Source organism: Acidithiobacillus sp. AMEEHan (assembly GCF_030996345.1).
Lineage (GTDB): Bacteria > Pseudomonadota > Gammaproteobacteria > Acidithiobacillales > Acidithiobacillaceae > Igneacidithiobacillus.
Genome location: NZ_CP118747.1, coordinates 716,731 through 741,734, shown reverse-complemented (window position 1 = coordinate 741,734; position 25,004 = coordinate 716,731). Strand labels below are relative to the sequence as shown.

The 25,004-nt window shown below is 59.8% G+C and carries 22 protein-coding genes and 1 pseudogene; 19 read left to right on the top strand and 4 right to left on the bottom strand.

The window, feature by feature from the left end; translation table 11 throughout:
* Positions 1-4 precede the first annotated feature (4 nt).
* The 3 genes from mlaD to ORD17_RS03835 are packed head-to-tail and all read right to left on the bottom strand — an operon-like array spanning position 5 to position 2,086.
* Positions 5-484: an outer membrane lipid asymmetry maintenance protein MlaD gene (gene mlaD, locus ORD17_RS03845; RefSeq protein ID WP_308389566.1), complete on the bottom strand. Its 480-nt coding sequence runs from the start codon at positions 482-484 to the stop codon at positions 5-7.
* Positions 485-500: 16 nt separating this feature from the next.
* Positions 501-1,277, bottom strand: coding sequence for a lipid asymmetry maintenance ABC transporter permease subunit MlaE (gene mlaE, locus ORD17_RS03840; RefSeq protein WP_308389565.1), 777 nt, complete (start codon positions 1,275-1,277; stop codon positions 501-503).
* Positions 1,274-2,086 (bottom strand): ATP-binding cassette domain-containing protein, encoded by an 813-nt coding sequence (locus tag ORD17_RS03835; protein ID WP_308389564.1) that lies wholly within the window; start codon positions 2,084-2,086, stop codon positions 1,274-1,276. Before ORD17_RS03835 ends, mlaE begins: the two co-directional genes overlap by 4 nt.
* 352 nt (positions 2,087-2,438) lie before the next feature.
* Here ORD17_RS03835 and speD point away from each other — a divergent pair, with 352 nt between their 5' ends.
* Positions 2,439-2,840 carry an adenosylmethionine decarboxylase gene (gene speD / locus ORD17_RS03830; protein WP_308389563.1) on the top strand — a complete coding sequence of 134 codons (402 nt, stop codon included), beginning with the start codon at positions 2,439-2,441 and terminating at the stop codon, positions 2,838-2,840.
* 44 nt (positions 2,841-2,884) lie between these two features.
* Here speD and plsY read toward each other — a convergent pair whose 3' ends face one another.
* Positions 2,885-3,490 (bottom strand): glycerol-3-phosphate 1-O-acyltransferase PlsY, encoded by a 606-nt coding sequence (plsY, locus tag ORD17_RS03825; protein WP_308389562.1) that lies wholly within the window; start codon positions 3,488-3,490, stop codon positions 2,885-2,887.
* A 100-nt stretch (positions 3,491-3,590) separates the two neighbouring features.
* Here plsY and folB point away from each other — a divergent pair, with 100 nt between their 5' ends.
* The 18 genes and pseudogenes from folB to gshB all read left to right on the top strand — a co-directional run bounded on the left by folB (position 3,591) and on the right by gshB (position 25,004).
* Positions 3,591-3,956 (top strand): dihydroneopterin aldolase, encoded by a 366-nt coding sequence (gene folB, locus ORD17_RS03820; protein WP_308389561.1) that lies wholly within the window; start codon positions 3,591-3,593, stop codon positions 3,954-3,956.
* Positions 3,957-4,099: 143 nt separating this feature from the next.
* Positions 4,100-4,447 carry a DUF4168 domain-containing protein gene (locus ORD17_RS03815; RefSeq protein ID WP_308389560.1) on the top strand — a complete coding sequence of 116 codons (348 nt, stop codon included), beginning with the start codon at positions 4,100-4,102 and terminating at the stop codon, positions 4,445-4,447.
* Positions 4,448-4,586: 139 nt separating this feature from the next.
* Entirely contained in the window at positions 4,587-5,015 is a 429-nt protein-coding gene (rplM, locus tag ORD17_RS03810; RefSeq protein ID WP_308389559.1) for a 50S ribosomal protein L13, read from the top strand.
* Positions 5,016-5,026: 11 nt separating this feature from the next.
* Positions 5,027-5,413: a 30S ribosomal protein S9 gene (gene rpsI / locus ORD17_RS03805; protein ID WP_215872946.1), complete on the top strand. Its 387-nt coding sequence runs from the start codon at positions 5,027-5,029 to the stop codon at positions 5,411-5,413.
* 73 nt (positions 5,414-5,486) lie between these two features.
* Complete coding sequence (argC, locus tag ORD17_RS03800; protein ID WP_308389558.1) at positions 5,487-6,521, top strand: N-acetyl-gamma-glutamyl-phosphate reductase; 1,035 nt, start codon at positions 5,487-5,489, stop codon at positions 6,519-6,521.
* A gap of 162 nt (positions 6,522-6,683) precedes the next feature.
* The gene (locus tag ORD17_RS03795; RefSeq protein ID WP_308389557.1) at positions 6,684-7,862 is read left to right on the top strand and encodes an EAL domain-containing protein; all 1,179 of its coding nucleotides are present in this window, start codon (positions 6,684-6,686) and stop codon (positions 7,860-7,862) included.
* Positions 7,819-11,658 carry an EAL domain-containing protein gene (locus ORD17_RS03790; protein WP_308389556.1) on the top strand — a complete coding sequence of 1,280 codons (3,840 nt, stop codon included), beginning with the start codon at positions 7,819-7,821 and terminating at the stop codon, positions 11,656-11,658. Before ORD17_RS03795 ends, ORD17_RS03790 begins: the two co-directional genes overlap by 44 nt.
* A gap of 8 nt (positions 11,659-11,666) precedes the next feature.
* Entirely contained in the window at positions 11,667-14,750 is a 3,084-nt protein-coding gene (locus tag ORD17_RS03785; RefSeq protein WP_308389555.1) for an EAL domain-containing protein, read from the top strand.
* A 134-nt stretch (positions 14,751-14,884) separates the two neighbouring features.
* Positions 14,885-15,226 carry a hypothetical protein gene (locus ORD17_RS03780; RefSeq protein ID WP_308389554.1) on the top strand — a complete coding sequence of 114 codons (342 nt, stop codon included), beginning with the start codon at positions 14,885-14,887 and terminating at the stop codon, positions 15,224-15,226.
* A gap of 23 nt (positions 15,227-15,249) precedes the next feature.
* The gene (locus ORD17_RS03775) at positions 15,250-15,504 is read left to right on the top strand and encodes a hypothetical protein (RefSeq protein WP_374693388.1); all 255 of its coding nucleotides are present in this window, start codon (positions 15,250-15,252) and stop codon (positions 15,502-15,504) included.
* A gap of 91 nt (positions 15,505-15,595) precedes the next feature.
* Positions 15,596-16,567, top strand: coding sequence for a pyruvate dehydrogenase (acetyl-transferring) E1 component subunit alpha (gene pdhA / locus ORD17_RS03770; RefSeq protein WP_308389553.1), 972 nt, complete (start codon positions 15,596-15,598; stop codon positions 16,565-16,567).
* A gap of 2 nt (positions 16,568-16,569) precedes the next feature.
* Positions 16,570-17,547 (top strand): alpha-ketoacid dehydrogenase subunit beta, encoded by a 978-nt coding sequence (locus tag ORD17_RS03765; RefSeq protein WP_308389552.1) that lies wholly within the window; start codon positions 16,570-16,572, stop codon positions 17,545-17,547.
* Between the two features lie 47 nt (positions 17,548-17,594).
* A complete protein-coding gene (locus ORD17_RS03760; protein ID WP_308389551.1) occupies positions 17,595-20,579 on the top strand; it encodes an FAD-dependent oxidoreductase in 2,985 nt (994 codons plus the stop codon).
* Between the two features lie 5 nt (positions 20,580-20,584).
* Positions 20,585-21,061, top strand: a complete 477-nt coding sequence (locus tag ORD17_RS03755) for a phosphate-starvation-inducible PsiE family protein (protein ID WP_308389550.1) — start codon at positions 20,585-20,587, stop codon at positions 21,059-21,061.
* Positions 21,062-21,157: 96 nt separating this feature from the next.
* Positions 21,158-21,508 (top strand): iron-sulfur cluster insertion protein ErpA, encoded by a 351-nt coding sequence (gene erpA / locus ORD17_RS03750; RefSeq protein ID WP_308390049.1) that lies wholly within the window; start codon positions 21,158-21,160, stop codon positions 21,506-21,508.
* Between the two features lie 106 nt (positions 21,509-21,614).
* Positions 21,615-22,778, top strand: a complete 1,164-nt coding sequence (locus ORD17_RS03745; protein ID WP_308389549.1) for a citrate synthase — start codon at positions 21,615-21,617, stop codon at positions 22,776-22,778.
* 29 nt (positions 22,779-22,807) lie between these two features.
* A pseudogene (gene gshA, locus ORD17_RS13435) lies at positions 22,808-24,069 on the top strand (glutamate--cysteine ligase).
* A 2-nt stretch (positions 24,070-24,071) separates the two neighbouring features.
* Positions 24,072-25,004, top strand: a complete 933-nt coding sequence (gene gshB, locus ORD17_RS03730; protein ID WP_308390047.1) for a glutathione synthase — start codon at positions 24,072-24,074, stop codon at positions 25,002-25,004.

The following is a 25,004-nucleotide window of genomic DNA, read 5'->3' as shown; positions in this document are numbered from 1 at the left end:
CGAATCAAGGTGTGCTGGTACCAGAGGAACTGCCACTGGCCTTATCAAAAACCATTTGTCCAATGAGCTGATCGATATTGACGGCCCCCTGGGTCAAGGTGATGGTGGCGCCCGGCTTCAGGTTTTGCGGCATGCCGCCAGGCTGAATGGCGACGTACTGCTCACCCAGAAGTCCCTGGGTGTAGATCGATGCGCCGGTGTCGATGGGGAGTTTGATGCTGCGCTCGATGCGCATCGTTACCTCAGCGCGGAAGGTCTGCGGATTCATGCCGATGTGGGTGACCTCGCCAATGGTCACGCCTCCCAGCTTGACCGGGCTACGGTCCTTGAGGCTGCCCACATTGTTGAAATCGGCGTGCAGGACATAGCCGTTGCCGTAGGCAAAGCCCGCGAGATTGCCCACGCGCAGGGCCAGCACTGCCAGGGCCGCGATCCCCAAGAGCACGAAGATGCCCACCCACCAGTCGATTGCCCGTTGACTCATAATCTCTTCCTCGACATCAAAAAAGTAGTGCGGTCAAAATGAAATCCAGGCCCAGAACGGCCAGTGATGCCATGACCACGCTGCGTGTGGTGGCGGCACCAACACCCTCGGCCGTGGGCTTGGCAGAAAAACCCTGCCAGACCGCGATCCAGGTCACAACCAGACCAAAGCAGAGGGCCTTGAGCAAGCCGTTGAGGATGTCTCCGCTAAGGGTTACGTTGGACTGCATCTGTGCCCAAAAGGTGCCCCCGTCGACACCCAGCACCGGTACCGAAACCAAATAGCCGCCGAATATTCCCACCAGATCGAAAATGACGCACAGAATCGGTACAGCGAAAATCCCACCCCAAAGCCGCGGTGCAACCACCCAGGCCAGAGGATTTACCGCCATCATCTCCATTGCCGCGAGCTGCTCGGTCGCCTTCATGGAGCCGATCTCGGCGGTCAAAGCCGAGCCGGCGCGGCCGGCGAAGAGCAGTGCGGTGAGCACCGGCCCCAACTCGCGCAGCAGAGAGAGGGCGATCAAGGTTCCCAAGGCCGAGGTTGCACCAAAGCGGGCCAGGGCGTAGTAGCCCTGAAAGCCCAACACCATTCCGGTGAACAATGCCGCGACGATCATCAGCGCCAACGACAGCACACCAAGTCCGTATACTTCCCGAAGCCACTGGCGGAAGCTGAAATGACGATTGCCAACCGCGCCCAAACCGCCCAGCAAGAGACGGGCGGCGGCGCCAAGACGCGGTACGCTCTCCCAGACCGCATGGCCGAGACGAGGGATGAAAAAATCGCTCATTTGCCCTCCTGCAATCCCAGGTCCTGGGCAAAGGTCGTCGCTGCAGGATAGTGAAAGGGCACCGGCCCCTCGGGGCTACCCCGCAGAAACTGCTGTGCCAAGGGAGAGTTGCTGCTGCGCAAGGCATCGGGGCTGCCTTCGGCAATCACCTTGCCGCCCCCCAGGATGTAGCCATAATCGGCAATTGCGAAGGTCTCCTTGACATCATGGCTGACGACGATACTGCTGGCCCCGAGGGCGTCATTGAGCCGGCGAATCAGACTCGCGATGATCCCGACGCTGATCGGATCGAGGCCGGTGAAAGGCTCATCATAGAGGATGAGCAGGGGATCCATGATCACCGCGCGGGCGAGGGCAACGCGGCGCGCCATACCGCCCGAGAGCTCCGCCGGCATGAGTTCGGCGGCACCCCGGAGGCCTACTGCCTCGAGTTTCATCAGTACGAGCTTTTTTAGAAGGGACTCGGGTAGGCGAAAATGACGACGCAGGGGAAAGGCGACGTTCTCGAAGGCGCTGAGGTCGGTAAACAGGGCGCTGTGCTGAAACAGCATCCCCATCTGTTGCCGCAGCCGGTAGAGTTCGGCGCGGGAAAGGCTGGCGGTATCCTTTCCGGCCACCAGCACCCGGCCGCGCTGACCCTGCAGGCTGCCGGCGATGAGGTTGAGCAGAGTGGTCTTGCCACCACCGCTGGCGCCCATGACGGCAACGACGGCCCCACGCGGAACCTGCAGGTCGATGCCATCGAGGACCACGTGCTCGCCCCGCGCAAAGTATAGACTGCGTATCTCTACCAGGTTTTCCTCTGCCAAAATCCCTCGTCCCTCGCATCGATCATCTCGCAATTATACGGGGTCGATGTGCTGCTAGGCCAATCGGGGATGTTACGGAGTCTTGCAGCCCAGAAATTCGCGGTAGTTGCTTATAAACCTTCCTTTTCTTGAGTGGGTTGCGATGTTTTTGGCGGCCCTTGCATCGCCGCGCGAAACCTGTATAGTTGCGGACCTGTTTCCACGGCACCGAAAGCAGTTACGGAGGGGTCAGTCCTTAAGAGACTCGGAGCGCGGCACTGCCGGTTCCAGCAAGGTAGGGCATAAAACCAAGTACTGTCTGGGGGTGCACGGGAGCTACTTCTTAACCATTTTGCTAGTTAGGGGGGCACCTATGCGCTCATTGGGACATCAAATCGTCGCGGACTTTTATGGATGCGACAGCAGTACCTTGTCGGATGTAGATTTTGTTACTGATGCCATGCTCGAGGCCGCTCGTCGTGCCAACTGCACCATCGTCACCCAGACCTTCCACCACTTTTCTCCCTATGGCGTGAGTGGCGCGGTCATTGTCGCTGAATCGCACTTGGCGATTCACACCTGGCCGGAGTATGGCTATGCCGCAGTCGATGTATTCACTTGCGGCGATGTCATTCAGCCGGAAGACGCCTTGAGTTTCCTCAAGGAAGCTTTCGGCGCGGCGCAAGTCTCCACCATGGAGATGAAGCGTGGACAGGTGGAGATGATGGGGGTTCCCAGCCACGAACTACGGGTAAAGCCCGCACTCTGCGCCTGAGTCGATGCGGTATCGCGAAGGGCACCTCGCAAGAGGTGCCTTTTTTATGGCCGGCGAAAACCGCCTTCCTGGCCGTGCAGCAGGCGCTGGATATTGCTGCGGTGACGCCAGAGCACCCACAGCGCCAACACCACGACGAGCCCGCGCAGGCTGGGCGGTGTCAGTAGGAACCAGGCATAGATTGGCGCGGCAACGGTGGCGATGAGTGCCGAAAGCGAGGATACCCGACTGACGGCGAATACCAGTAGCCAGGTGGCCAGGGTAGCGAGGCCGAGCGGGGGGCTGACGGCCAACAGGATGCCCAGGGTGGTAGCCACTCCCTTGCCACCGCGAAAGCCGAAATAAAGGGGATAGAGATGCCCGAGAAAGGTCGCCAATGCCACCAGTGCCACGGCCCAGGTCGGCAATGCTGCCAGACGAGCCGCCAAAACCGGCAGCAGGCCCTTCAGCAGATCTCCCAATAGGGTTAGCGCTGCCGCTTTCTTGCCGCCCAGGCGCAGCACATTCGTGGCGCCGGGGTTGTGAGAGCCCGCTTGCCGCGGATCTGGCAGTCCCAAGGCGCGGCTGACCAAGATGGCCGTAGCGAGAGAGCCGACCAGATACGCGGTCAGACACCAGAACAGGACCGGCCAGGAAGAAGTAAATAGCAAAACAGGGTCTCTCAGTGCATGGCAGCCGCCGGAGAAAGCGGTATCATAAAGCATTCTTCGGCGAAGAACAGGCTTTGCCGGGCAACAGAGTGGAGAGTCCATGGATATCCTTTTCGTGCGCGAACTCAAGGTCCAGACCCGAATAGGTATCTACGACTGGGAGCGTGAAATTCCGCAAACGGTCCTGATTGACCTGGAAATCGCCGCAGACGCAGCGCGGGCTGCGGCAAAGGACTGTGTGAGCGTTACGATCAACTACCAGAGCGTGTGTGATCGTATTGTCGAGTATCTGGAAGCCACGGAAATCCAGTTGGTCGAGACCGTCGCGGAAAACCTTGCGCGCATGGTGCGCGAGGACTTCGGCGCGCCCTGGGTGCGGATAAGCGTGCACAAACCCGCGGCGGTGCGTGGTACCCGCGACGTGGGCGTGCGTATCGAGCGGGGTACCTTGCCGACTGATGGTTGACGGGTGCGGGTGTCACACGATCTGCCCAGCATTCTTGCAATCCCGTAGCTGAGGCGATAGGGTGTTCGCGAGAACATCGAAGTGTTGACGTAACTTGCTGATATACCAGTTTATTGTCGGTGACGTTTGGGAGGAGAAGGCAAATGCAGAGTTTATCCGTTTCGCCGCTACGTGCGGGCATCATGAGTGTCGTGTTCCTGGGTCTTGCTGGCCTTGTCAGTGTTCCCGCGCTGGCCGCTACAGCTGGGCAGGTTCAGGACTTTGCCCAAGCCGTGGAGCAGATCAAGCCATTGAACGAGCAGGTCCATGCCGCGATCAACAAGCCTGGGGTCACGGACGCGCAGAAGCAGGCGATGAAGAAATCCTACATGGATAAGGTGAATGCCATTTTGGCGAGCCATCACCTGACGGCGCAGCAATATTCCAGCATGCTGCAGGAGACGCAGAAAAACCCTGCCTTTGCCAAGGAAGTCGAAGGCGCGATGCGCTGATTGCTGCGCGAATGAAACGCCCTGCGGCTCATTGAGGACATTACGCCTGTGGGCCAACAGGGCTGGGTTTTTTGTTGACAGGGAGAGTACTTCACTTTATTCTCTCGCGCCTTGACGTTCAGGTAGAGCGGAGTGCTGTATGAAAACCTATTCTGCCAAATCCCATGAAGTGCAAGGGGATTGGTTTGTTGTCGATGCAACGGACAAGGTCCTTGGCCGTCTTTCCGCGGAAATTGCCAAGCGCCTGCGCGGCAAGCACAAGCCGGAGTATACGCCGCACGCCGACATTGGCGACTACATCGTCGTCATCAATGCCGACAAAGTCGCAGTGACGGGCAACAAGGCCAAGGACAAAATGTATTATCGGCACACCGGTTACGTCGGCAACCTGAAGAGTGCATCTTTTGAGAAAATGATGGAGACGCACCCAGAGCGGGTCATCGAGATCGCCGTCAAGGGCATGTTGCCGAAGAATCCCCTGGGTCGAGCGATGTATCGCAAGCTCAAAGTCTACACCGGCGCGCAGCACCCGCATGCGGCGCAGCAGCCCCAACCCCTACAATTCTAAGGCGGATTCGTATGGAACAATATTACGGTACCGGTCGTCGCAAGAGTGCTACCGCGCGTGTCTACCTGCGGCGCGGCAGCGGCAAGATCAGCATCAACAAGCGCAGTCTGGAAGAATATTTTGGCCGCGAGACCTCGCGCATGATCGTGCTGCAGCCCTTGGAGCTGACCGGCAACGGCAGCCAGTTCGATATCCTTGTCAATGTCAGCGGTGGTGGCGCCAGCGGCCAAGCCGGTGCCATCCGTCATGGTATCACCCGCGCTCTGATGGCCTACGACGAGACCCTGCGTCGTCCTCTGCGTAGCGCCGGCTTCGTCACCCGTGACGCACGCGAGGTGGAGCGCAAGAAGGTCGGCAAGCACAAGGCGCGGCGTAGCCACCAGTTCTCCAAGCGCTGAGAACTATCGCGCTCGGTCCAGCCGCCTCCGGGCGGCTTTTCTATTTGTTCGGCAGTTCGCGGGGGGCGACATCATGATTCGCGTCGGGATTGTAGGGGGTACCGGGTATACGGGCGTCGAGCTTCTGCGCTTGCTGCTGCCGCATCCGGAAGTCGAAGTCGCTATAATCACCTCCCGAGGCGAAGCTGGGCAGCGGGTCGATGCGCTGTTCCCCAGTTTGCGTGGGCATACGGATCTCCAATTTTCCGCGGTTTCCAGCAAGGATCTCCAAGGTCTGGACGCGATATTCTTCGCCACTCCTCATGGTGTGGCCATGGAAATGGCACCGGAGCTTCTGGCGGCCGGGGTCAGGCTGATTGACCTGAGCGCCGATTTCCGTCTTTCCGATGCTGCACTCTTTGCGCAGTGGTACCACCAGGAACACTCCAGCCCTGCGCTTCTGCCGCAGGCCAGTTACGGCTTGCCAGAGCTCTTTCGCGACGAAATCCGCGGCAGTCGCCTGATCGCCAATCCTGGCTGCTACCCGACCGCGGTTGCTTTGGGCTTTGCTCCTCTGCTAGAGGCGGGGCTGCTCGACGCTGACTACTTGATTGCCGATTGTAAGTCGGGGGTGAGTGGCGCTGGTCGCGCGGCTCGTCTCAGTCTGATTTTACCCGAAACTGCGGATAGCGTGACTGCTTACGGCGTAAGCGGGCACCGCCACCGTCCCGAAATCGAGGCGACTCTGAGCCGGATCGCCGGGGCGGACATCCAAGTCCAATTCACCCCCCACCTGATGCCGATGATCCGCGGGATTCACGCGACTCTCTATGGCCGATTGCACAAGCCGATGAGCAACGCAGCATTACAGGACCTCTTTGTCGAGCGTTACGCGCAGGAGCCCTTCGTCGACGTGCTGCCCTTCGGCGAGCATCCCAGTACCCGCACGGTGCGTGGCGCCAATGTCTGCCGCATTGCCCTGCACCAGCCACGCCCAGGACAGGTGGTGATCCTCTCGGCTATCGATAATTTGGTGAAAGGCGCCGCCGGGCAGGCGGTGCAAAACCTTAATGTGCTCTTTGCCTGGCCGGAAAATCTGGGATTGGCGCAAATCCCACTCTTACCATAGCCGAAAATTATCAAAAAAGTTACGCCACGTATCATCTTTTTAAACGCGCGATCTAAGCTTGCTGAATCATTTTTTTCGACTATAGTAACTGGTGTGGGGGAGCAGGCTCTGCGCACTGGGGTCTGGCGACTGAGATTACACTGGGACGAGTGGCGCTGTTAAATGCTTAATGATTCTACCGTTTTTTCAGGCGTTACTCCGGTTTTCAAGCGTTCAGGACAGGCCTGCAGTAACCAGGCCCTGGAGGCCGTTTTTTTGGTTCCTGGCGGCACGCACAATTGGCGATTTCCAGAAGACGTGCTGGCCTATTTTCAGCCGATCTATTCCGTGTATCAGGAACGTATCGTTGCCGTCGAGGCGCTGGCACGCGTGCAGGCGAGCAATGGAGAGATTTTGTCGCCCACGCAGTTTCTCCCCTTCCTATCCTTGGGCCAACGGCGGGAACTCAGTCGGCAAATGCTGATGGCGGGTATTGCCTTGCTGGAAGCGCTGGATGCCAAGGGTATATCTCTCGACCTGTCCTTCAATGTGGATCCGGATTTCATGGAGGATCAGGACTGCGTGCCCTGCTTTCTGGGGGTGCTTGGCAGCACCACCATCACCCCGCAGCGGATTACGCTGGAACTCCTGGAGAGCGGGGATTTTTTGCAGGGTGACATTGCGGTTCGTCGTCTACAGGCCCTGTGCGATACGGGCGCACAGATTGCCCTGGATGATATCGGTAGCGCTTATTCTTCCTTGTTGCGGCTGAAAAACCTGCCCATTCAAAAAATCAAGCTCGACCAGGAACTGGTTCGCGATCTCGATCGCGAGCCCAAAATCATGGCTTTTTTGCAAAGTATGAAGTTTCTTGCCGATGGCTTGGGCGCCACCCTGATCGTCGAGGGCGTGGAGACCGCGACGATCCTCGATGCGGTAGCGCAACTGCAGCAGGATCTCGTGCAGGGCTACGCCATTTCCCGTCCCATGCCGGCGGAGGCGTTCATTGCCCTCGCCCAGAACCATATGCGTCCCGCAATCAGCTTCACCCCCGGCTCTCTGCTGGGGGCCTACGCGGCCCACGTGCTCCGTCGTCCATTGATGTATAGCCTGCAAAGTAACCACGATATCTCATCCCTGATCCAGTATCTGGACGATTGCCCCCTGCTGGACTACCTTCGTGCCCATCCGTGCCAGGCCAGTGCACCGGTGCTGGATGCTTATGCGGCATTGCTGAACGGGGTGCGGAATCGTCAGCACAACATGCCGTTCCATCAACAGATAGCAGAAACGGAAGGGCGACTGCAGGTGATACTTTATGACGCCATTCGGGCAGAGCGGCGCGATGCACCCGGAGCTTGAGGCCGCCACCCATCGGTCTTCAGGAATTCTCTCCTTGAAACCGGACTCCGATGCAGCTTTGCTCACGGAAATCCGTCTGCCGGTCGCAGATTCTTCGATCTCCGCGCGGCAACTGTGGTGGATAAATGTCTGGCTGTTTCTGGCAACCGTTCTGGCAGGAGCTATTGCCGGCTTGCTTTTTCATGACGTCTTGCCAAGCCAATATTGGCCTATCTGGCCCGCAGAGGGGGTGATTGCCTACGGCATACTGGCCTGGGGGCCGCGGGCTATTCCCGGCCTAGTGCTGGCGCGCATTTTCCTCAATTTGATCTCTTTGCATTATCCCGTACCCATTGCCCTGTGGGCCGACCTGGGCAGCATCCTGGCCCCGTGGCTGGGGCGCTGGCTCCTGTATCGAGTCACCCCCGATTGGCGGGGTTTTGGCAATGTTCGCCATGCGCTGAGTTTTCTTCTGCTGTTCTGTCTGGTCCCGGCTTTTGTGAATGCGGCCTGGCTGATCGCCGGCACGAAATTTTTGACCCATGTGGCTGGGTTGTCCTTGTGGCACATGTTTTCCTACTGGACTATTGCCCAAATGGCAACTCTTCTGAATATCGTTGCCGTGGCCCTGGTTTTGTTGCACGGGCATAGCCAGGTCCCTTGGCACTTTCCGCGCGGTTTTGCGCTCTTCGCCGTGCCGACGCTGGCTATCGTTGCAGCACTCTTTTTCCAGCATTTTGCGGCGAGCAGCCTGCCAGAGGCGGGCGTGGTTTTTCTGGTTCTGCCGTTTATCTGGATGTTATCCAAATATCCGGTGCAGCTGGTCTATCCGTTGGCTTCTCTCAGTTTTTTGCTGGCCTTGCTGGGGACTAGCCGGGGATTCGGTCCGTACGAACATAATCAGCTGATCCTCCCAGAGGCTTTGGCTCTGATCATTGGTTCGGTTCTCGAGTTAGTGGGATTGCTTGCCGGAGCCATGATCGCTGAACGCAGTGCCGCCCGCGTGGCCTTGGAGCGCCTGAATCGGGACCTGGAACGTCGGGTCTTCGTGAGCTCCCAGGACCTGCGGCAGCGCAATCGCGAGCTGCAGGTGCGCGATGCCTTTCTGCAATCGGTCACCGAAATCAACCGACTGTTTTCTACTCCGGCAGCGTCGGGGTTGCCGCAAATTCTGGAACAGTTCTGCAGTATCCTGGTTTCCCGAATGCGACTCGCTGCGGTATGGATCGGACATGTACAAGAGGGGGAAAACCGCATCGAGTTGACCGCTGCGGCCGGTCCTCTCGCCGCCCCCTTGGCCCAGGTAATGCTGCCTTGCTATGCCCGTGCGGGACTGCCGCAATCCCCCGCCGGACGTGCCATCGAATGCCAGCGCACCATGCTGTTTTCCAGCGACGATCCGCTCTTTACGCCGTGGGCAGACCTGATTCAGCAGTACCGCATGGGGGGTGGTATTTACTCGCCCTTCTCCTGGCCCGATGGCAGCGCCGGCGTGCTTGCCCTCTATCGCCACGTTGATACCGCCTTCCCGGCGGAAATCAGCGAACTGTTGGAACGCCTGAGCGCTGACCTCGCGGCCTTTCTCCGTCAGCGTCAAGTGGCGCGAGAGCTGGAAGACATTCGAAGGCTCCAGAAGACGATGTTGGTGAGTGGCGACATCGTCCTGCGTGCACGGGAAGCGCCGCAGATGCTTCGTGCCATCTGCGATGAGTTGATCCGGAGCACCTTGTTCAATGCGGCGTTCATCATCCGTCCGGATGCCGCAGGAGTGTTTCAGGCGCTGGCCCTGGCTGGGCACAATGTCGAATGGATCCTGCAGCGGCGCTGGACGATCCACCCCGACGATGTGCCGGATGGGCAATCGTTCACCTCCCGCGCCTGGCATCAGAGCAGCTTCCTGGTGGTTCAGGATTATTTGGGCGCACTGGGGGAAAATGCCGGCTGGTTTGCGCAAGCCCAAGAGAATCGTTGGCACTCCGTCGCGACCTTGCCTATCTATCACCGTGAAGAACGCTGGGCGATGCTGAACGTCATCAGTGATCGAGCGCACTTGTTCAACGAGGAGATCATCGAGGTGTTGCAGCGGGTGGCATTGCTGGTTGGACATGCTTTGGATGAAATTCATCTGAAGGGGCAGCTGTCGGAAGAGCGGCAACGACAGAGCCATCTCGCGCGCCACGACGCTCTTACGGGACTGGCGAATCGACGGGGACTGACCGAATTTCTGCAGCTTGCCATGGCCCGTGCACGGCGTAATGACGGTTTGCTCGCGTTGGCGGTACTGGATCTCGATGATTTCAAACCGGTCAATGATCAGTACGGTCACGCCGCCGGGGATCTCTTGTTGCAAGAGGTCGCCAATCGTCTTCGCTCGTCCTTGCGGCAGAGTGATCATCTGGCGCGACTCGGAGGGGATGAGTTCGTTCTGGTTTGGGACAGCCTGCAAAGTCGCGAGCAAATCCATTCCATACTGGAGAAGATTGGCGAAACCCTGGCGCAGCCCTATTTTCTCTCTGGCCTGCCGATGATCCATGTTCGTCTGAGCGCGGGGATCACGTTTTATCCCCAGCCGGAGGTGACCCCCGGAGATGCCGACCTGCTCTTGCGCCAGGCCGATCATGCCCTGTACGAAGCCAAAGAAAACAAAAAGGTACGGGATCGCTTCTGGTCGTTCTTCGCTGACGAGAGTGCTGACGAGCGACGCCAGATTCAGGCGTTGTTGCGGGATGGCCAGCTACTTCTCCAATACCAACCAATTCTGGATCAGCTGCACAACCGTATTGTCGGTGTGGAGGCCCTGGCAAGACTTGCTGGCGCAGAGAGGGCGATATCGCCGGGAGATTTCTTGCCCTTCCTGTCTCCGGAGGATCAATGGACCCTCACTAAACTCGTCCTCGCTCAGCTCAGTAAGGACTGGCAAGAGTGGCAAAGCCAAGGAATCAACCTCTGGATCGCACTGAATATCCCCCCCGGTTTTCTGGCAAGTGAGCGCGGCCTGCAAAGGCTGCGGCAACTGCTCGCGGATTGCGCCGTCCCGGCCCGGAATCTGGTGTTGGAAATCCTCGAGAGTGAGGAGTTGTTGTTGCTCGACTTCACCGCGCAGTCGATTCGTAGTCTGCAGTCGCTTGGGTATGGTGTTGGCTTGGATGATGTCGGAACCGGCTACGCCTCCCTTCTCTATCTGAAAGAACTGCCGGTAGATAAGATCAAGATCGACCAGGCCTTCGTCCTGCATCTCGGCGAGCATCCGAACGATCTGCATTTTCTGCGAGCCCTGCTCGATCTGGGGCAATCGCAGGGGCTGCAAGTCATCGTGGAAGGGGTGGAAAACCAGACCATTCGCAACGTCTTGCGCCTGATGCAGGTACCCCTGCTGCAGGGCTTTGCGATTGCTCGGCCGATGTTTGCCGAGGCCATTCCTGCCTGGTTGCAAGAGCGCGCACGCGTCCGCCCGCAGACCAAGACCACGGATTATGATTTGTTGCAGCTCTACGCCGAGATCATCGACTACCAGAAGACCATATTTGCCCTGGTGAGCTTGAATCCGGCCTGGTTTTTACGCTTGGCGCCCTGGTCCGGGACGCAATGTCCCATTCACACTCGCCTGTCTACTTTTCCTTTTGTCGGCTGGGAAGAGGTGCTGCAGGCTCACGAGGAATATCATCGGCAACTCGAACGTATCACCAAGGCCCTGGAAAGGGGCTCGGCTGGCGATTTCCACACCCTCCAGGACGCTGGGGAGCAGGTGTTGCGTAGCATAGAACGAATCATCCATCGTCCTCCTCTGCTGCAGGACGCCCTGCGCGCGCCTGCCTGAGCTTTGTCATGTCGCCGCTCGTTAGCCAACATTCCTTCGCACGACGAGCCCGGCGGCTTCGGCGCAGCATCCGCGCGTTCTTTTTGGGTATCGCCATCATATTTTTCCTGCTGTACCTCTGGCAGGCCCACACAGAAATAGAGCGTCAGCAGGAAAACTTCTTCCATCTCAAAACGCATCAGCTCAACACCATGGCGCGGCAGATACGGCGACGTCTGGATGGCCATTTTCATGATCTCCAGTTTTTGCGGGAAACGCTGCATTTTGCTTCGGCGCAATCACCCTACCCGGATCTCGATAGCAGAAAGGCACTGGAAAGTTACCAGAAGAACCACCGCAATTCTCTGGCGATCAACATCCAGGATGCGAGTGGAAATACCATTATCTGGTCGACCAATCGCGCGCAAAGTCCTCATGTCATGGTCCCGGGTGACGCGTTTTTCACTGCCAGTGGCGAACGCGACTGGCTCGTTGCCGACCCCCTTTACGCCCCGAGATATGGCTTGTGGATCGTTCCTACACGTATCCCTCTCTATGACGTCCGGAGGGAGCTGGTGGGGTTTCTCGGGCAACCGATTGCCATGCGGGATCTGTTGAATGAGGTCCCTCAGCCGGGTGTGGTGCTCTTGATCGAACGCCATGGTCGACCAATCGCGGAACTCGATGCGAGCGGCCACTGGGGGCCGCCAGACTCGCAGAATATCCTGGATCTGCAGCGGGTACGGGCTCCCCTACCGGGCGTTCCATGGGAGCTGGAGATGTGCTGGCCCGGCAGCACCTGGCTGGATGCCCTTTCTTTTGGCCAATGGTTGCAGCTCAGTCTGCCCTTTCTTGCGCTGATCATACTCCTATGGATTTTTTATCGAATAGCGATCAAAGCTGCGGATTCCATGCTTGGTTTGCGGCAATTCCAGTCGGCGGCGCTGGCCATCCATCACCGTTTGCTGCGGGTGACGAGCTTATTCGATCTCTACCCCGCGGTTTGCGATGCAATCGTTCAGGAGAGTAGCATCCACAGCTGCTTCCTGGTGCAAGCGGGCAGCAACGAGCGGGGTCTGACCCTACTTGCCATGGCGAGCCCTAGCGCCGATCTACTCGCCGGGCATGACCTCCCGCTATCCGTTGCCGCCAACGAAGATATCGCGCAGACGCTCATTGCTGCCGCACTGCAGCGCGGCAGTGTGCAACATATCGACCGAATACAGGACTGCGTGCTCCTGGCTCCGCTGCGGCACGCCCTGGACAAAGAACATCTCCGCCATGCCATCGCCCAGCCGATATTTCTTGCTGGTCGCACCGAGCCCTGGGGCGTGTTGCTTTGTTTGCAGCAAGGGCAGAATCAGGCAACGGACGCTGTCGAAGCATTCCTGCAGCAGGTTGCGGAAAGTTTTGGCCTGATTTTGAGTCTTTGGCAGCGCCGGGATGCGCTGCAACACGCCCAGGGAATGCTGGATCTTCTGGCGGACTTCGATCCCCTTACCGGCGCCGCCAATCGCGCGAGACTGGAACAAGCCTATACCAGGTTTCAGTTCCGGGTGGTGGAGGGCGGCGAGGGGGCGGCTCTGGCAGTGGTGGACGTCGATGATTTCCATCAGATCAATGAGCGTTTCCAACGCCAAACCGGAGACCAAATCCTGTCGCTCCTGCGTGAGCGCCTGGAGAGGGCTTTGGGACCGGACGATCTGGTGGCGCGTCTTGGAGGGGATGAGTTCATCCTGTTGTTTTCGGTTGTGGGTGGCGTGCCAGGTCTGCGGCAGAAGCTCAACGATGTGGAAAACGCGCTTGGCTTGGATTTTGCGTTGCCTGACGGCAATCTGCAGTTGGCGGCAAGTATTGGCGTGGCGACGCTCGCCGGTGACGACGAGCATTTTCTCGATAGCCTCTTGCGGCAGGCACGGCAGGCACTGGGCTTGGCCAAGGCGCACAAGGCCGACCGTTTGCACAGTTGGGCCATTGCCGGACAGGAACTGGAAACGAAGGCGCGCACCCTCGCGCAACGTCTGCTGGCTGAAAACGCCCTGGAGGTCTGGTACCAGCCGATCATCAACGGTTTGGATGGCAGTGTCCGGGGAGTGGAGGCCCTCGCCCGCCTGCGCGATACGGACGGGCGTATCTTGGCTCCGGCAGATTTTCTTCCCCATCTCAAATTGGAGGAGATCCAGAACCTGAGCTGGCAACTGCTCACAGTCGCGCTACAGGACATCGTCGCCCTGGAAAGGGAGGGTTGGCTCCTGGGGCTTTCTTTCAATGTCCCGGCACAATCGTTCACGCATTACTGCCTGCCTTGCCTGCGCGGCGTTCTGGCGGCAAGCCCCGTGTCGCCGGAACGCATCACCATGGAGATCCTCGAGAGCGGAGATTTTCTCGATCAGCCAGTGGCCGCCGAGGTGATGCGCGAGATTCGTGCCATGGGGATCCATCTGGCTCTCGATGATGTGGGTACCGCCTATGCGTCGCTCCAGCGCCTGCGTGATCTACCGATCGATAAAATAAAGGTGGATCAACACTTTGTACGCGCATTGCCGGATCATCCGGAGGATCTGCACTTCATCCGGGTTCTGCAGGATCTCGCCGAAGAAATTGGCGTGGAGCTGCTGGTGGAAGGTGTCGAGACTGCCGAAATCCTCGACGTGCTGCTGACGCTTGGGGTTGCTCAATTGCAAGGCTATGGCATCAGTCGGCCGTTGCCCTTCAAAGAGCTGCGTCGTTTCCTGGAAACCCCCCTGCGCCTGGACGGCGCAAGACCTGCAACACTGTTCGGATTGTTTGCGGGGATTCTGAGCATTCACGCCGTGATCAAAAAGACCCTGCAACCGGTAGGGCGGCAATTGTTTGTCCTGGAAAGTGCCTTACGTCGCGATGGTCCCTATGATGCTGCCTTGTCTCGCTTGGGCTACACGCCCGGAGAACCTCTGCATATCGCCTTTCGCCATTATCAGTCGATGCTCTCCCGGGCGTTGGCGGGCGGGGCAGATTCGCCGCACAGTCGTTATTGGCAGGACGTGGAGGAGGCGCTGCGCGAGCTCCAGCAGCAGATCCTTGCCGAGCGTCAGCGAGAGATTTGCGGCAATGGGGAGGTGCCAAAGTCTTAAGCGATCATGTCGACGTTTGGCGACAGTTGCGGAAACCAGCATGAGGATAAGGCATTGATTTTTTAGTGTCGCCATTTCCGGCACATGCTTTGCTTGGCGATTCGTCCGAAGGATCAGAGCACAGAGGTGTCGCCATGAAATTCAATTACAGGAAAATAGTCTCTGCGATGGTGGGGACGGCGTTGGGAATTGCCTCCTTGGCCTACAGCGTGGCCGCAAGCGCCGACGACCTGAATCTTGGGGTCGCGGTCCCGGGCCTGAGTCTGTATTTGGGCAATGCGCCCCGTTACTACGTCGCCCCCCCAGTGGTCTATGTACCGCCCCGTCCGATCTATTACGCGCCCCCGCCTCCCCGGGTGGTGGTATACCAGCCAGCGCCGCGCTGGCGACCAGGGCCCCCGCCGTGGGCCGGCCGCTGGCACCATGGGCGCGATCGCGACTGGGATGACGGTTGGCATCGCGATTGGCATCACTAAGGATTTAAAGGCGAAGAGATTGTATGAATATCATGAAATGCCGTATTGTAAAGTCTGCGCTTCTGCTACTGCTGGTCGCCGGCTTGGCGGGCTGCGCCAATATGAGCCCCACCGGTCAGCGCGCCCTGAGTGGTGGCGCTATCGGCGCTGCCGGAGGCGCCGTTCTGGGTACTGTCGTCGCCGGGAATCCCGCAGTTGGGGCGGCTGTCGGTGGTGCGGTCGGAGCCGGCGTCGGAGCGGCCCTACCGAGCATTGAGCGTTCCTTGAACGGGAATTGACGTGGTTGTGGAGCGGAAGCGTTCCGCTTGACGCTCGTTGGAACCCTTTGCGATCATGGCGTGATTTATCGGTTATGATCCTTGGGGGAATATGGAAGCCAGCGACCGAAAGCGCCTGCTGCGAGAAATGCTTTTTGCGCGTCGTTTTGAAGAGCGATGCGCCCAGGCTTATCAGGAACGGGAGATCGGTGGCTTTCTCCACCTCTATCCTGGCCAGGAGGCCTGCGCCATTGGCGTGCTGGAAAAGGCTCGCAAGGGACAGGACTATGTGGTGACTGGGTATCGGGACCACATTCATGCCATTCAGTGCGGCGCCGATCCCAAAGAGGTCATGGCAGAGCTCTACGGCAAGGAAACGGGTTCCTCCCGTGGGCGCGGTGGTTCCATGCACATCTATGACGTCGATCACCACTTCATGGGTGGCTATGCCCTCGTCGGGGGTCCCTTCCCGCTGGCGGCTGGCTTTGCCAAGGCGATCAAACTGCGCGGCGGCGATGAGATCGCCATTTGCTTTCTTGGGGATGGCGCCAATAACCAAGGCACCTTTCACGAAACCATGAATATGGCGAGCCTGTGGAAGCTGCCGGTGCTCTTCGTCTGTGAAAACAATCTTTATGGCATCGGCACGGCGATCGAGCGTGCCTCCTCCGAAATCAATCAGTACCTGCGTGTCGCCCCCTATAAGATAGCCGCATCCCAGGTGGACGGTCAGGACATCGATGTGGTCATGGCGGAGGCCGAAAAGGCCATCTCCCACGTCCGCGGCAAGAGGGAGCCCTATTTCCTGGAGTTGATGACCTACCGCCTGCGCGGGCACTCCATGTCCGATTCTGGTGCCTATCGCAGCAAGGAAGAAGTCGAGCAATGGGCGCAGCGCGATCCCATCGGCATCTACAAGAAGCGGCTGGAGGAAGCGGGCATCATCGATGCCGCCGCATTCCAGGCGATGGACGAGGAAATCCTGGAGCAGATCGAAAACGAGATCGTCCGCTTCGCCCTCGAGAGTCCGGAGCCCAGGGTCGAAGATCTGGAGCGGTATGTATATGTGGCGGAGGGGGCGTAAGCATGGCGGAGATGATGTATTGGCAGGCCATTTTGCGGGCCCATGACGAAGAACTCGCCCGTGATCCCCTGGTCTTTGCCATGGGGGAAGACATCGGTGTGGCAGGCGGTACTTACAAGGCCACGTCAGGTCTCTACGCCAAGTATGGTCCGGAGCGGGTGATCGACACCCCCATTTCGGAGAATAGCTACACCGGTATCGGGGTCGGTGCTGCCATGCTTGGCTGTCGGCCTATCGTGGAGATCATGAGCGTCAACTTCGCCTGGCTGGCGATGGATCAGCTCATGAACAATGCCGCGAAGATCCACTATATGTCCGGCGGCAAGATTCGCTGTCCCTTCGTCATGCGGGTGCCCGGTGGCACGGCGCATCAGTTGGGGGCGCAGCATTCGGCGCGCATGGAAAAGGTCTTCATGGGAATTTCCGGCCTGCGCGTCGTGACTCCAGCCACCCCCCGCGACGCCTACGGCTTGCTCAAGAGTGCCGTGCGCAGCGACGATCCCGTGGTCGTTATCGAACACGAGAGCATGTACAACCTCAAGGGCGAGGTGCCGGACGAGGAGTTCTTCACTCCGCTGGAAGGCGTGGAAGTGATGCGTCCGGGGCGAGATCTGAGCATCTTTGCCTATAACATCAGTGTCCACTGGGCCCTGCAGGCGGCGGAACGTTTAGCCAAGGAGGGCATCGACGCCGAGGTCATCGACCTGCGTGCCCTCAAGCCCCTCGATCGGGCCGGTATTGCTGCCAGCGTGCGCAAGACCCATCGGGCCCTAATCGTCGAGGAAGATGAGGCGCCCGTTGGCGTGGGATCGGAGGTGATTGCCATCATCAACGAAGAAGCCTTCTTCGAACTCGATGCGGCGCCAGTGCGCGTGCATGCCCGCGACGTTCCCATTCCCTACAACCGACGCCTCGAAAAAGCGGCCATTCCCAACGCCGATGAGGTCGTCGCTGCAGCCAAGAAGCTGCTGGGCAAGTGATTCCGGCGCCCTTTGGGGCGCGTCTGCCTTTTCGGAGATGCTGAGATATGGCTGAAGCGTACGTCATCAAAATGCCCCAATTGTCGGACACCATGACCGAGGGCGTGCTGGTCTCCTGGGAAAAGAAGCCCGGAGAACGCGTCGAACGGGGTGACGTGGTAGCGACGGTGGAAACCGACAAGGCAATCATGGATGTCGAGGTCTTCCGCAGTGGCTATCTTGCCGGCCCTTTGGTGGCAGTGGACAGCGTCATTCCTGTGGGTGAGGCAATTGGCTATCTGGTCGATAGTCCCGAAGCAACAGTGGAAACACCGGTGGCTGATGCTGGCGCGCCGCAGGCGGTTGCTGCCAGTGCAGAGCAGACTCCATCGGCCAGTGAAGATCTCGGTCATGTCATCAAGATGCCGCAGTTGTCCGACACCATGACCGAAGGCGTCTTGGTCTCCTGGGAAAAACAGCTAGGGGACAAGATCGAGCGCGGCGATGTCGTCGCCACTGTCGAAACCGACAAGGCAATCATGGATGTTGAGGTCTTCCGCGCCGGTTACCTCTCCGGACCTCTAGTGGCGGTGGATAGCGTCGTCCCCGTGGGGGAGCCGATTGCCTATCTGGTCGACAGCTCCGAACAGGTGCGCAGCGGTACTGCGGTCTCGGCAGACAAAGGTGGCGCCAGCGCGAAGCCGGCGGCCCCAACGGCTGCCGCGAAGACCGCTGCCCCCGTTGCCGTTGCGACGAGCACTCAGCCCAGTCGTCAGCCAGGTGCCCAGCCTGCCCCTCGTCCGCAACAAGGGAGCGCCTCGCCCTACGCCCGTCAGTTGGCCGGTGAGCGCGGCATGTCCCTGGAGGGGTTGCGTGGCAGTGGTCCCAACGGCGTCATCGTCGCTGCCGATGTACCTGCCGCTCAGGGTGGAGCGTCTTCCCCAGCCGCAGCAAGTATTCCCGTCCCGCCACCAGTCCCTGGCGAAGGCCGAGCAATGACGGCCATCGAAAAAGCGATCAGCCAATCGATGACCGCATCCTTGAGTATCCCCGTCTTTCACGTCACCATCCACGTGCAGCCGGAAGCGCTGATGCGCGCTGCCAAAGCCGCGGGGGTTTCGGTGACTGTTGCCCTCGCCAAGGCCGCCTCTGCTGCCCTCGCCAAACATCCGCTGATCAATGCCGCCTACCAGCCTGGCGACCGCATCGTCGATGATCGTCCCCACGACATCGGTATTGCGGCCACCACCGAGGACGGCGGCCTAGTCGTACCCGTTCTACGCAACGTGGCAGAGCAATCCCTGCAGGACTTGCAAGCCGCCTGGAAGCCCCTCCTCGAGAAGGCACGCAAGCGCCGCCTGAGTCCAGCCGAATATCAACACCCGACTTTCACCATCTCCAACATGGGGATGTATGGCATCAGTCAGTTCGATGCCATCGTCACTCCCGGCACGGCGGCCATCTTGGCCATCGCCGCCACCGGCCCCCAGGGGATGCCGATCACCATCACCGCCGACCACCGCGTCGTCAACGGTGCCGAGGCCGCGGCCTTCCTCAAGGATTTGCAAGACGCCATCGAACATCCGGAAGCCTGGGCAGGAAGCAGCGGCCCGGTGATTCCCGAGGGTGATTTCGACACCCAGGTGCTGGTCATCGGCGGTGGACCCGGCGGCGAGGATTGTGCCCGCGAGCTGGCGGAACACGGCATCAAGGTCACTTTGGTCAACAATGCCCCCTATCCTGGCGGCGAATGCCTCTGGCGCGGCTGTATTCCCTCCAAGGCCTGGCGGGCAGCGGCTGATCGCATCCGTGACCGCGCCCACGACGCCGCCATGGGTATCGGCCTGGGCACCCCGCAACTGGACTGGGCGCAGCTCGAAAAGCATCGCCGCGGCATCCTGCAAACCCGCGGCGAGATGGCCCTAAAAACCGACCAAGGCATGAAGATCGAGGTGCTGGAGGGCTTCGCGCGCTTTATCGATCCTCATACGGTAGAAATCAGCGGCAAAAACGCCCGTACCCTGAGCTTCGGCGCCTGCGTGATCGCCACCGGTGCGCCAGCCTTCGTGCCCCCCATCCCCGGCGCAAAAGAGGCCCTCGCCGCAGGTGCGGCGGTCACTTCCGACACCGTCTGGGAACTCAGCACCCCACCCAAGCGCCTCTGCGTGATTGGTGCTGGCGCCATCGGCATGGAAATGGCGCAGATGTTCCACGACTTTGGTGCCGAGGTCCTCGTCCTCGAGGCCCTGCCGCGCCCGGTGGCGGAAATGGAGAAGGAGGTCGCCGAGCAACTCATGGCCGCTTTGGCCAAGAACAGTCCGCGCCTGACCGTGCTGACTGGCGTGCAGACCCAGGAAATTCGTGGTGAGAAGGGCAATCTGACCCTGCGCTACCGCGATGCCGAGGGGCAGGAGCACAGCCATAACGCCGACCTGCTCCTGATTGCCACCGGCAAGCGTCCCGACACCAGCGCCCTGCAGCTCGAAAAGGCGGGGGTAAAACTCGGGGAACGTGGCGCCATTGCCACAGATGCCCGTTGCCAAACCAATGTGCCCCATATCTTTGCCGTCGGCGATGTGATTGGCGGCTACATGCTCGCCCACACCGCGGGACAGCAGGGTCGGGTGGCTGCTGCCAACCTGCTGGGAGAATCGGCGCGCTACGATGCCCGCAAGGATAGTGGCGTCACTTTCACCCGTCCCCAGGTGGCCTTCGTGGGCATTTCCGGGGAACAAGCCAAGGCGGCGGGACTCGACGTGGCGGAGGTCAAAGTACCTCTTTCCATCGACGCCAAGGCGATGATGACCGGTGAGACCGACGGCTTGATCAAGATGGTGGCGGACAAAAAAACGCACCGCATCGTTGGCGTGCATTTCCTCGCCGACCATGCCGACACTCTGGTCGGCGAGGCGGTGCTCATGGTCAGTGCTGAGCTCACCCTGGAGCAGGTAGGCAGTGCCATTCATCCCCATCCCACCCAAACCGAGCTCTTCGGTGAGATGGCGCGGCGCCTGCTTTCTCGACTGCGGCGCTCGGCGCGCAACAAGCAATAGATCCCTTGAACGAGCACGAGCACAAATCCGCCGCCAGCTATAGCGAGATCGTCGGGCTGCGCGGTACGGTCATTCGCTTCTACGGAAGGATGCTGGATTTTGTCATCACGATTCTCATCTTCCTCATGCTGGTCACCTTGCTCTATGCCGTCTGGAGCCTCATTGGCGATGTCTATGCGGCGTTTTTCAGCCTGCACCAGGAGGAGGTGATTTCCAGCCTGGTCTCGGATGTTCTTTCGGTCTTCGTGCTCATCGAGCTTTTTCGAACCTTTACCGACTACCTGGAGTATCACCGGATCCGCCTGCGGGTCCTAGCGGAGGTCGCCATCGTCTTCATCCTGCGTGAGCTCTTCATCGGCCTCTATGCCCATCGCTTGGGTCCTTTGGATTTGCTGGCCACGGCGGCCCTCCTGGCCGTGCTGGTGGCTGCCCGCGTTGCCGCCATCCAGTTTGTGCCCAAGCGTGGTCAGGACGCTTCTTGACGTCCGCAGGTAAAGGCGAGCAAAATCGTCGGATATTTCTGATGGTACGCGCACGCGCGTGAGGAGAATGTAGGAATGAGCACAGCTACGGAAACCATGACGGATCTGGACAGCCTGCCGCCGGTCATGACCCTGACCGACAGTGCGGCCGAGAAGATCAAATCCCTGATCGAAGAAGAGGGTAGCCCAGATCTCAAGTTGCGGGTCTTCGTCACCGGGGGCGGCTGTTCAGGCTTCCAGTATGGTTTCACCTTCGATGAAAACGTCAATGATGGCGATACCGAGGTCGAGCAGTTTGGCGTCCGCCTCTTGGTCGATCCGATGAGCTATCAGTATCTGGTCGGTGCGGAGATCGATTACAGTGAGGGGCTGGAAGGCGCGCAGTTCGTCATCAAAAACCCCAATGCCACGACCACCTGCGGTTGCGGTTCTTCCTTCTCCGCCTGAAATACCCCGGCAGTAGGAGGGATACAGGGAGGCGTCCGTCTCCCTTTCTTTTTTTGCGCGGGGTATGATGTAGAAGTTCCCTGCCCCTGTCCCAAGGAGAAACGCCATGACTGATGCCACTGTCGTCCCCGGACTGGAAGGGGTCCCCGCTACCCATTCCGCCATCTCGCATATCGATGGTGCGGCGGGCTTACTCTCGTACCGCGGCTACCCCATCGCCGAGTTGGTCGCGCAGAGCAGTTACGAGGAGGTCGCTCTGCTGCTCCTCGACGGGGAGCTGCCCAAGGCCAGGGATCTCGAACGCTTTGATGCGGGACTGCGGGCGCATCGTCAGATCAAGTACAATGTGCGAGAAATCATGAAGTTTCTGCCGGTGACCGGCCATCCCATGGACATGCTGCATTGCGCCATTGCCAGCCTGGGGATGTTCTACCCGCAGCAGGAGCTATCCGATGCCGAACGGGACAATGCCTCGCATCTCGATGCCATGGCGATGCGCATCATCGCGCGCATACCCACCATCGTCGCCATGTGGGACCAGATGCGTTTTGGCAATGATCCGATCCCGCCGCGCAGCGATCTGTCGCATGCCGCCAATTTTCTCTACATGCTGCACGGGCGCGAGCCGGACCCGCTGCATGCACGGATTCTCGATGCCTGTTTCATCCTGCACGCGGAGCATACGATCAACGCCAGTACCTTCTCGGTCCTGGTCAGCACCTCCACCCTCACCAATCCCTATCATGTGATTGCCGGGGCCGTGGGCACCCTGGCAGGCCCCTTGCATGGCGGTGCCAACCAGCGCGTGGTGGAGATGCTCGAGGAGATCGGTAGCGTCGAGAATGTCGTGCCCTTCCTCGAGGCGCGCCTCGCGGCCAAGGAAAAAATCTGGGGCTTCGGCCATCGGGTCTACAAGACCACTGACCCGCGTGCGGCCATCCTCAAGGGGATGATGGAGGACTTGGCGCAGGCCGGGCATCTGCGGCAAAGCAAGCAATTTGCCATCGCCCGCGCCTTGGAAGAAGCCGCCGCAGAACGCCTCGGACCAAAAGGCATACATGCCAATGTCGACTTCTACTCGGGGGTGCTTTACCACGAGATGGGCATTCGCAGCGACCTCTTCACTCCCATCTTTGCCATGGCGCGCAGCGTCGGCTGGCTGGCGCACTGGCGTGAGCAGCTCAGCAACAACCGCATCTTCCGGCCGACGCAGAATTACACCGGTGCGCCGAGCCGATCCTACCAACCCATGGCGGAGCGTCCCGCTTGATTTCCGTTCTCTCTACCCCACCGCGCCTGGTGACCAACCAGGTCGATCCGCTCCATGAATTGGAAGAGCACCTGATTCGTAACCAGTGTGCCATCGAGCGCTGGTTTCGTTGTCAGTGGCAGACTACCCCACCGCCCTTTTACGGATCGGTCGATCTGCGCAACGCCGGTTTCAAGCTGGCGCCGATCGATACCAACCTGTTTCCCGCGGGCTTCAACAATCTCAACCCCGATCATGAAGCGCTGCACATCACCGCCATCCAGCATTATCTGGATCAATATCACCCGAGCCTGCAGCGCCTGTTGCTCATTCCCGAAAATCACACGCGTAACCTCCATTATCTGGAAAATGTGGCGCGGCTCGCAGAGCTGCTGCGCGAGGCCGGACTTGAGCTGCGCATCGCGTCCTGGATGCTGGAAGAAGCGCAGGAGCACAAGTTGCCCTCGGGTGAGCGCCTGCTGATCGAGCCGCTGCGCCGTGTGGAATCCAGGCTGCAGGTCGATGATTTCGATCCGCAGATGATCCTGCTCAACAATGACCTCTCGGGTGGCGTCCCCGAGATCTTGCGGGGGCTGGAGCAGCCACTGCTCCCCCCCTGGCTGCCGGTTGGCAGACGCGGCGCAAGAGCCAGCACTTCGCCCATTACCGGCGCCTGGCAGTGGATTTTGCCGAGGTCGTCGATATTGATCCCTGGCTGATTGACCCGTTCTTCCGCCGCTGCACGCAGATCAATTTTCTGCAGTCCGAGGGACTGGAATGCCTGGTGACCAATGTCGACGCGGTCATCGCCGAAATTGCCGAACGCTATCGCCACTATGGCATCGAAGCGCGCCCCTTTGTCATCGTCAAGGCCGATGCCGGGACCTATGGCATGGGGGTGATGACTGCCTATTCAGGTGCCGAGCTGCGCGAGCTCAACCGCAAGGCGCGCACCCGCATGGCCAAGAGCAAGGAAGGGCTGGTGGTGAGCGATGTCTTCATCCAGGAAGGGGTGTATACCTTTGAGCGAACGCCGGAAGACTTTGTCGCCGAACCCGTCGTCTATCTGCTCGGACAGCAGGTCCTCGGCGGTTTCTATCGCGTACATCGCGAGAAGGGCGAGGATGAGAGCCTCAACGCCCCCGGTGCCCATTTCGAGCCCATGGCCTTTGCCGAGCCGGGAATCAATCCCTGTCGTAAATCGGCGCCGGATGCGCCAGTCAACCGCCATTACGCCTACGGTGTTATCGCCCGATTGGCGCTGCTGGCGGCGGCACGCGAGGCCGAAGACTGGGCCAAGGCGGGGCAGTGACGATGCGCGTTGCCGTGCTCATGGATCCCATCGCGGGGATCAAGCCCGCTAAGGACAGTACCTTTGCCATGTTGCTCTCCGCCCAGGCACGGGGGCACGAGTGCTGGGTCTGCACCCTGGACGGATTGTCTTTGCGGCAGGACGGGCAGGCTTGGGCCCGGCTGCAGCCGGTGCAGGTCTGGGACGATAGCGAGCATTTTTTTGCGCTGGGCGAAGCGGCCGCGCGGCCCCTGCGGGATTTCGATTGTGTGCTGATGCGCAAGGACCCGCCAGTAGACATGGATTTCCTGCATGCCTGCCAGATCCTTGAACACGCCCATACCTGGGTGGTCAATGATCCGGCCTCCATCCGGCTCGCCAATGAAAAGCTCTTCCCTCTGCAGTTTTCTCGTTGGCTCCCACCCTATCTGGTCAGCCGGGATATGGCAGAGTTGCGCAGCTTTTTGCATCGGTACGGAGAAATCGTCGTCAAACCGCTGGCCGCGCGCGGTGGCGAAGGGATCTTTTATCTGCACGGTGAAGACCGCAACCTGGGCTCGATCCTCGAAACGATCACTGCGCGCGGCACGCATTTCGTCATGGCGCAGCAGTACCTGCCGGCGATCCGTCAGGGTGACAAGCGCCTCCTTTTGGTGGATGGAGTGGCCGTACCCGGCGCCATGTTGCGCGTCCCTGCGGCGGATGACTTCCGCGGTAACCTCGTGGCGGGTGCGCAGGCGGTGGCTGCCGAGCTCAGTCCCGCCGAGCAGGAGCTCTGCGCCGAGATCGGACCCGTACTGCGAGAGATGGGTCTGCTCTTTGTCGGCATCGATGTGATTGGTGAGCGTCTCACCGAAATCAACGTGACGAGTCCGACCGGCGCGCGGGAAATTCGCCGCTTTTTTGGCATCGACGCGACGGACCGGCTATGGACCCGGATCGAACAGGGTCGCTGA

Bases quoted from the DNA above. Each gene is read 5' to 3' on its own strand.
- mlaD (WP_308389566.1), bottom strand. From the start codon at position 484: ATGAGTCAACGGGCAATCGACTGGTGGGTGGGCATCTTCGTGCTCTTG.
- mlaE (WP_308389565.1), bottom strand. From the start codon at position 1,277: ATGAGCGATTTTTTCATCCCTCGTCTCGGCCATGCGGTCTGGGAGAGC.
- speD (WP_308389563.1), top strand. From the start codon at position 2,439: ATGCGCTCATTGGGACATCAAATCGTCGCGGACTTTTATGGATGCGAC.
- ORD17_RS03760 (WP_308389551.1), top strand. From the start codon at position 17,595: ATGGCTGAAGCGTACGTCATCAAAATGCCCCAATTGTCGGACACCATG.
- rplM (WP_308389559.1), top strand. From the start codon at position 4,587: ATGAAAACCTATTCTGCCAAATCCCATGAAGTGCAAGGGGATTGGTTT.
- ORD17_RS03745 (WP_308389549.1), top strand. From the start codon at position 21,615: ATGACTGATGCCACTGTCGTCCCCGGACTGGAAGGGGTCCCCGCTACC.
- ORD17_RS03780 (WP_308389554.1), top strand. From the start codon at position 14,885: ATGAAATTCAATTACAGGAAAATAGTCTCTGCGATGGTGGGGACGGCG.
- pdhA (WP_308389553.1), top strand. From the start codon at position 15,596: ATGGAAGCCAGCGACCGAAAGCGCCTGCTGCGAGAAATGCTTTTTGCG.
- ORD17_RS03790 (WP_308389556.1), top strand. From the start codon at position 7,819: ATGACGCCATTCGGGCAGAGCGGCGCGATGCACCCGGAGCTTGAGGCC.
- folB (WP_308389561.1), top strand. From the start codon at position 3,591: ATGGATATCCTTTTCGTGCGCGAACTCAAGGTCCAGACCCGAATAGGT.
- argC (WP_308389558.1), top strand. From the start codon at position 5,487: ATGATTCGCGTCGGGATTGTAGGGGGTACCGGGTATACGGGCGTCGAG.
- ORD17_RS03765 (WP_308389552.1), top strand. From the start codon at position 16,570: ATGGCGGAGATGATGTATTGGCAGGCCATTTTGCGGGCCCATGACGAA.
- ORD17_RS03795 (WP_308389557.1), top strand. From the start codon at position 6,684: ATGCTTAATGATTCTACCGTTTTTTCAGGCGTTACTCCGGTTTTCAAG.
- ORD17_RS03775 (WP_374693388.1), top strand. From the start codon at position 15,250: ATGAATATCATGAAATGCCGTATTGTAAAGTCTGCGCTTCTGCTACTG.
- erpA (WP_308390049.1), top strand. From the start codon at position 21,158: ATGACGGATCTGGACAGCCTGCCGCCGGTCATGACCCTGACCGACAGT.
- rpsI (WP_215872946.1), top strand. From the start codon at position 5,027: ATGGAACAATATTACGGTACCGGTCGTCGCAAGAGTGCTACCGCGCGT.
- ORD17_RS03785 (WP_308389555.1), top strand. From the start codon at position 11,667: ATGTCGCCGCTCGTTAGCCAACATTCCTTCGCACGACGAGCCCGGCGG.
- ORD17_RS03815 (WP_308389560.1), top strand. From the start codon at position 4,100: ATGCAGAGTTTATCCGTTTCGCCGCTACGTGCGGGCATCATGAGTGTC.
- gshB (WP_308390047.1), top strand. From the start codon at position 24,072: ATGCGCGTTGCCGTGCTCATGGATCCCATCGCGGGGATCAAGCCCGCT.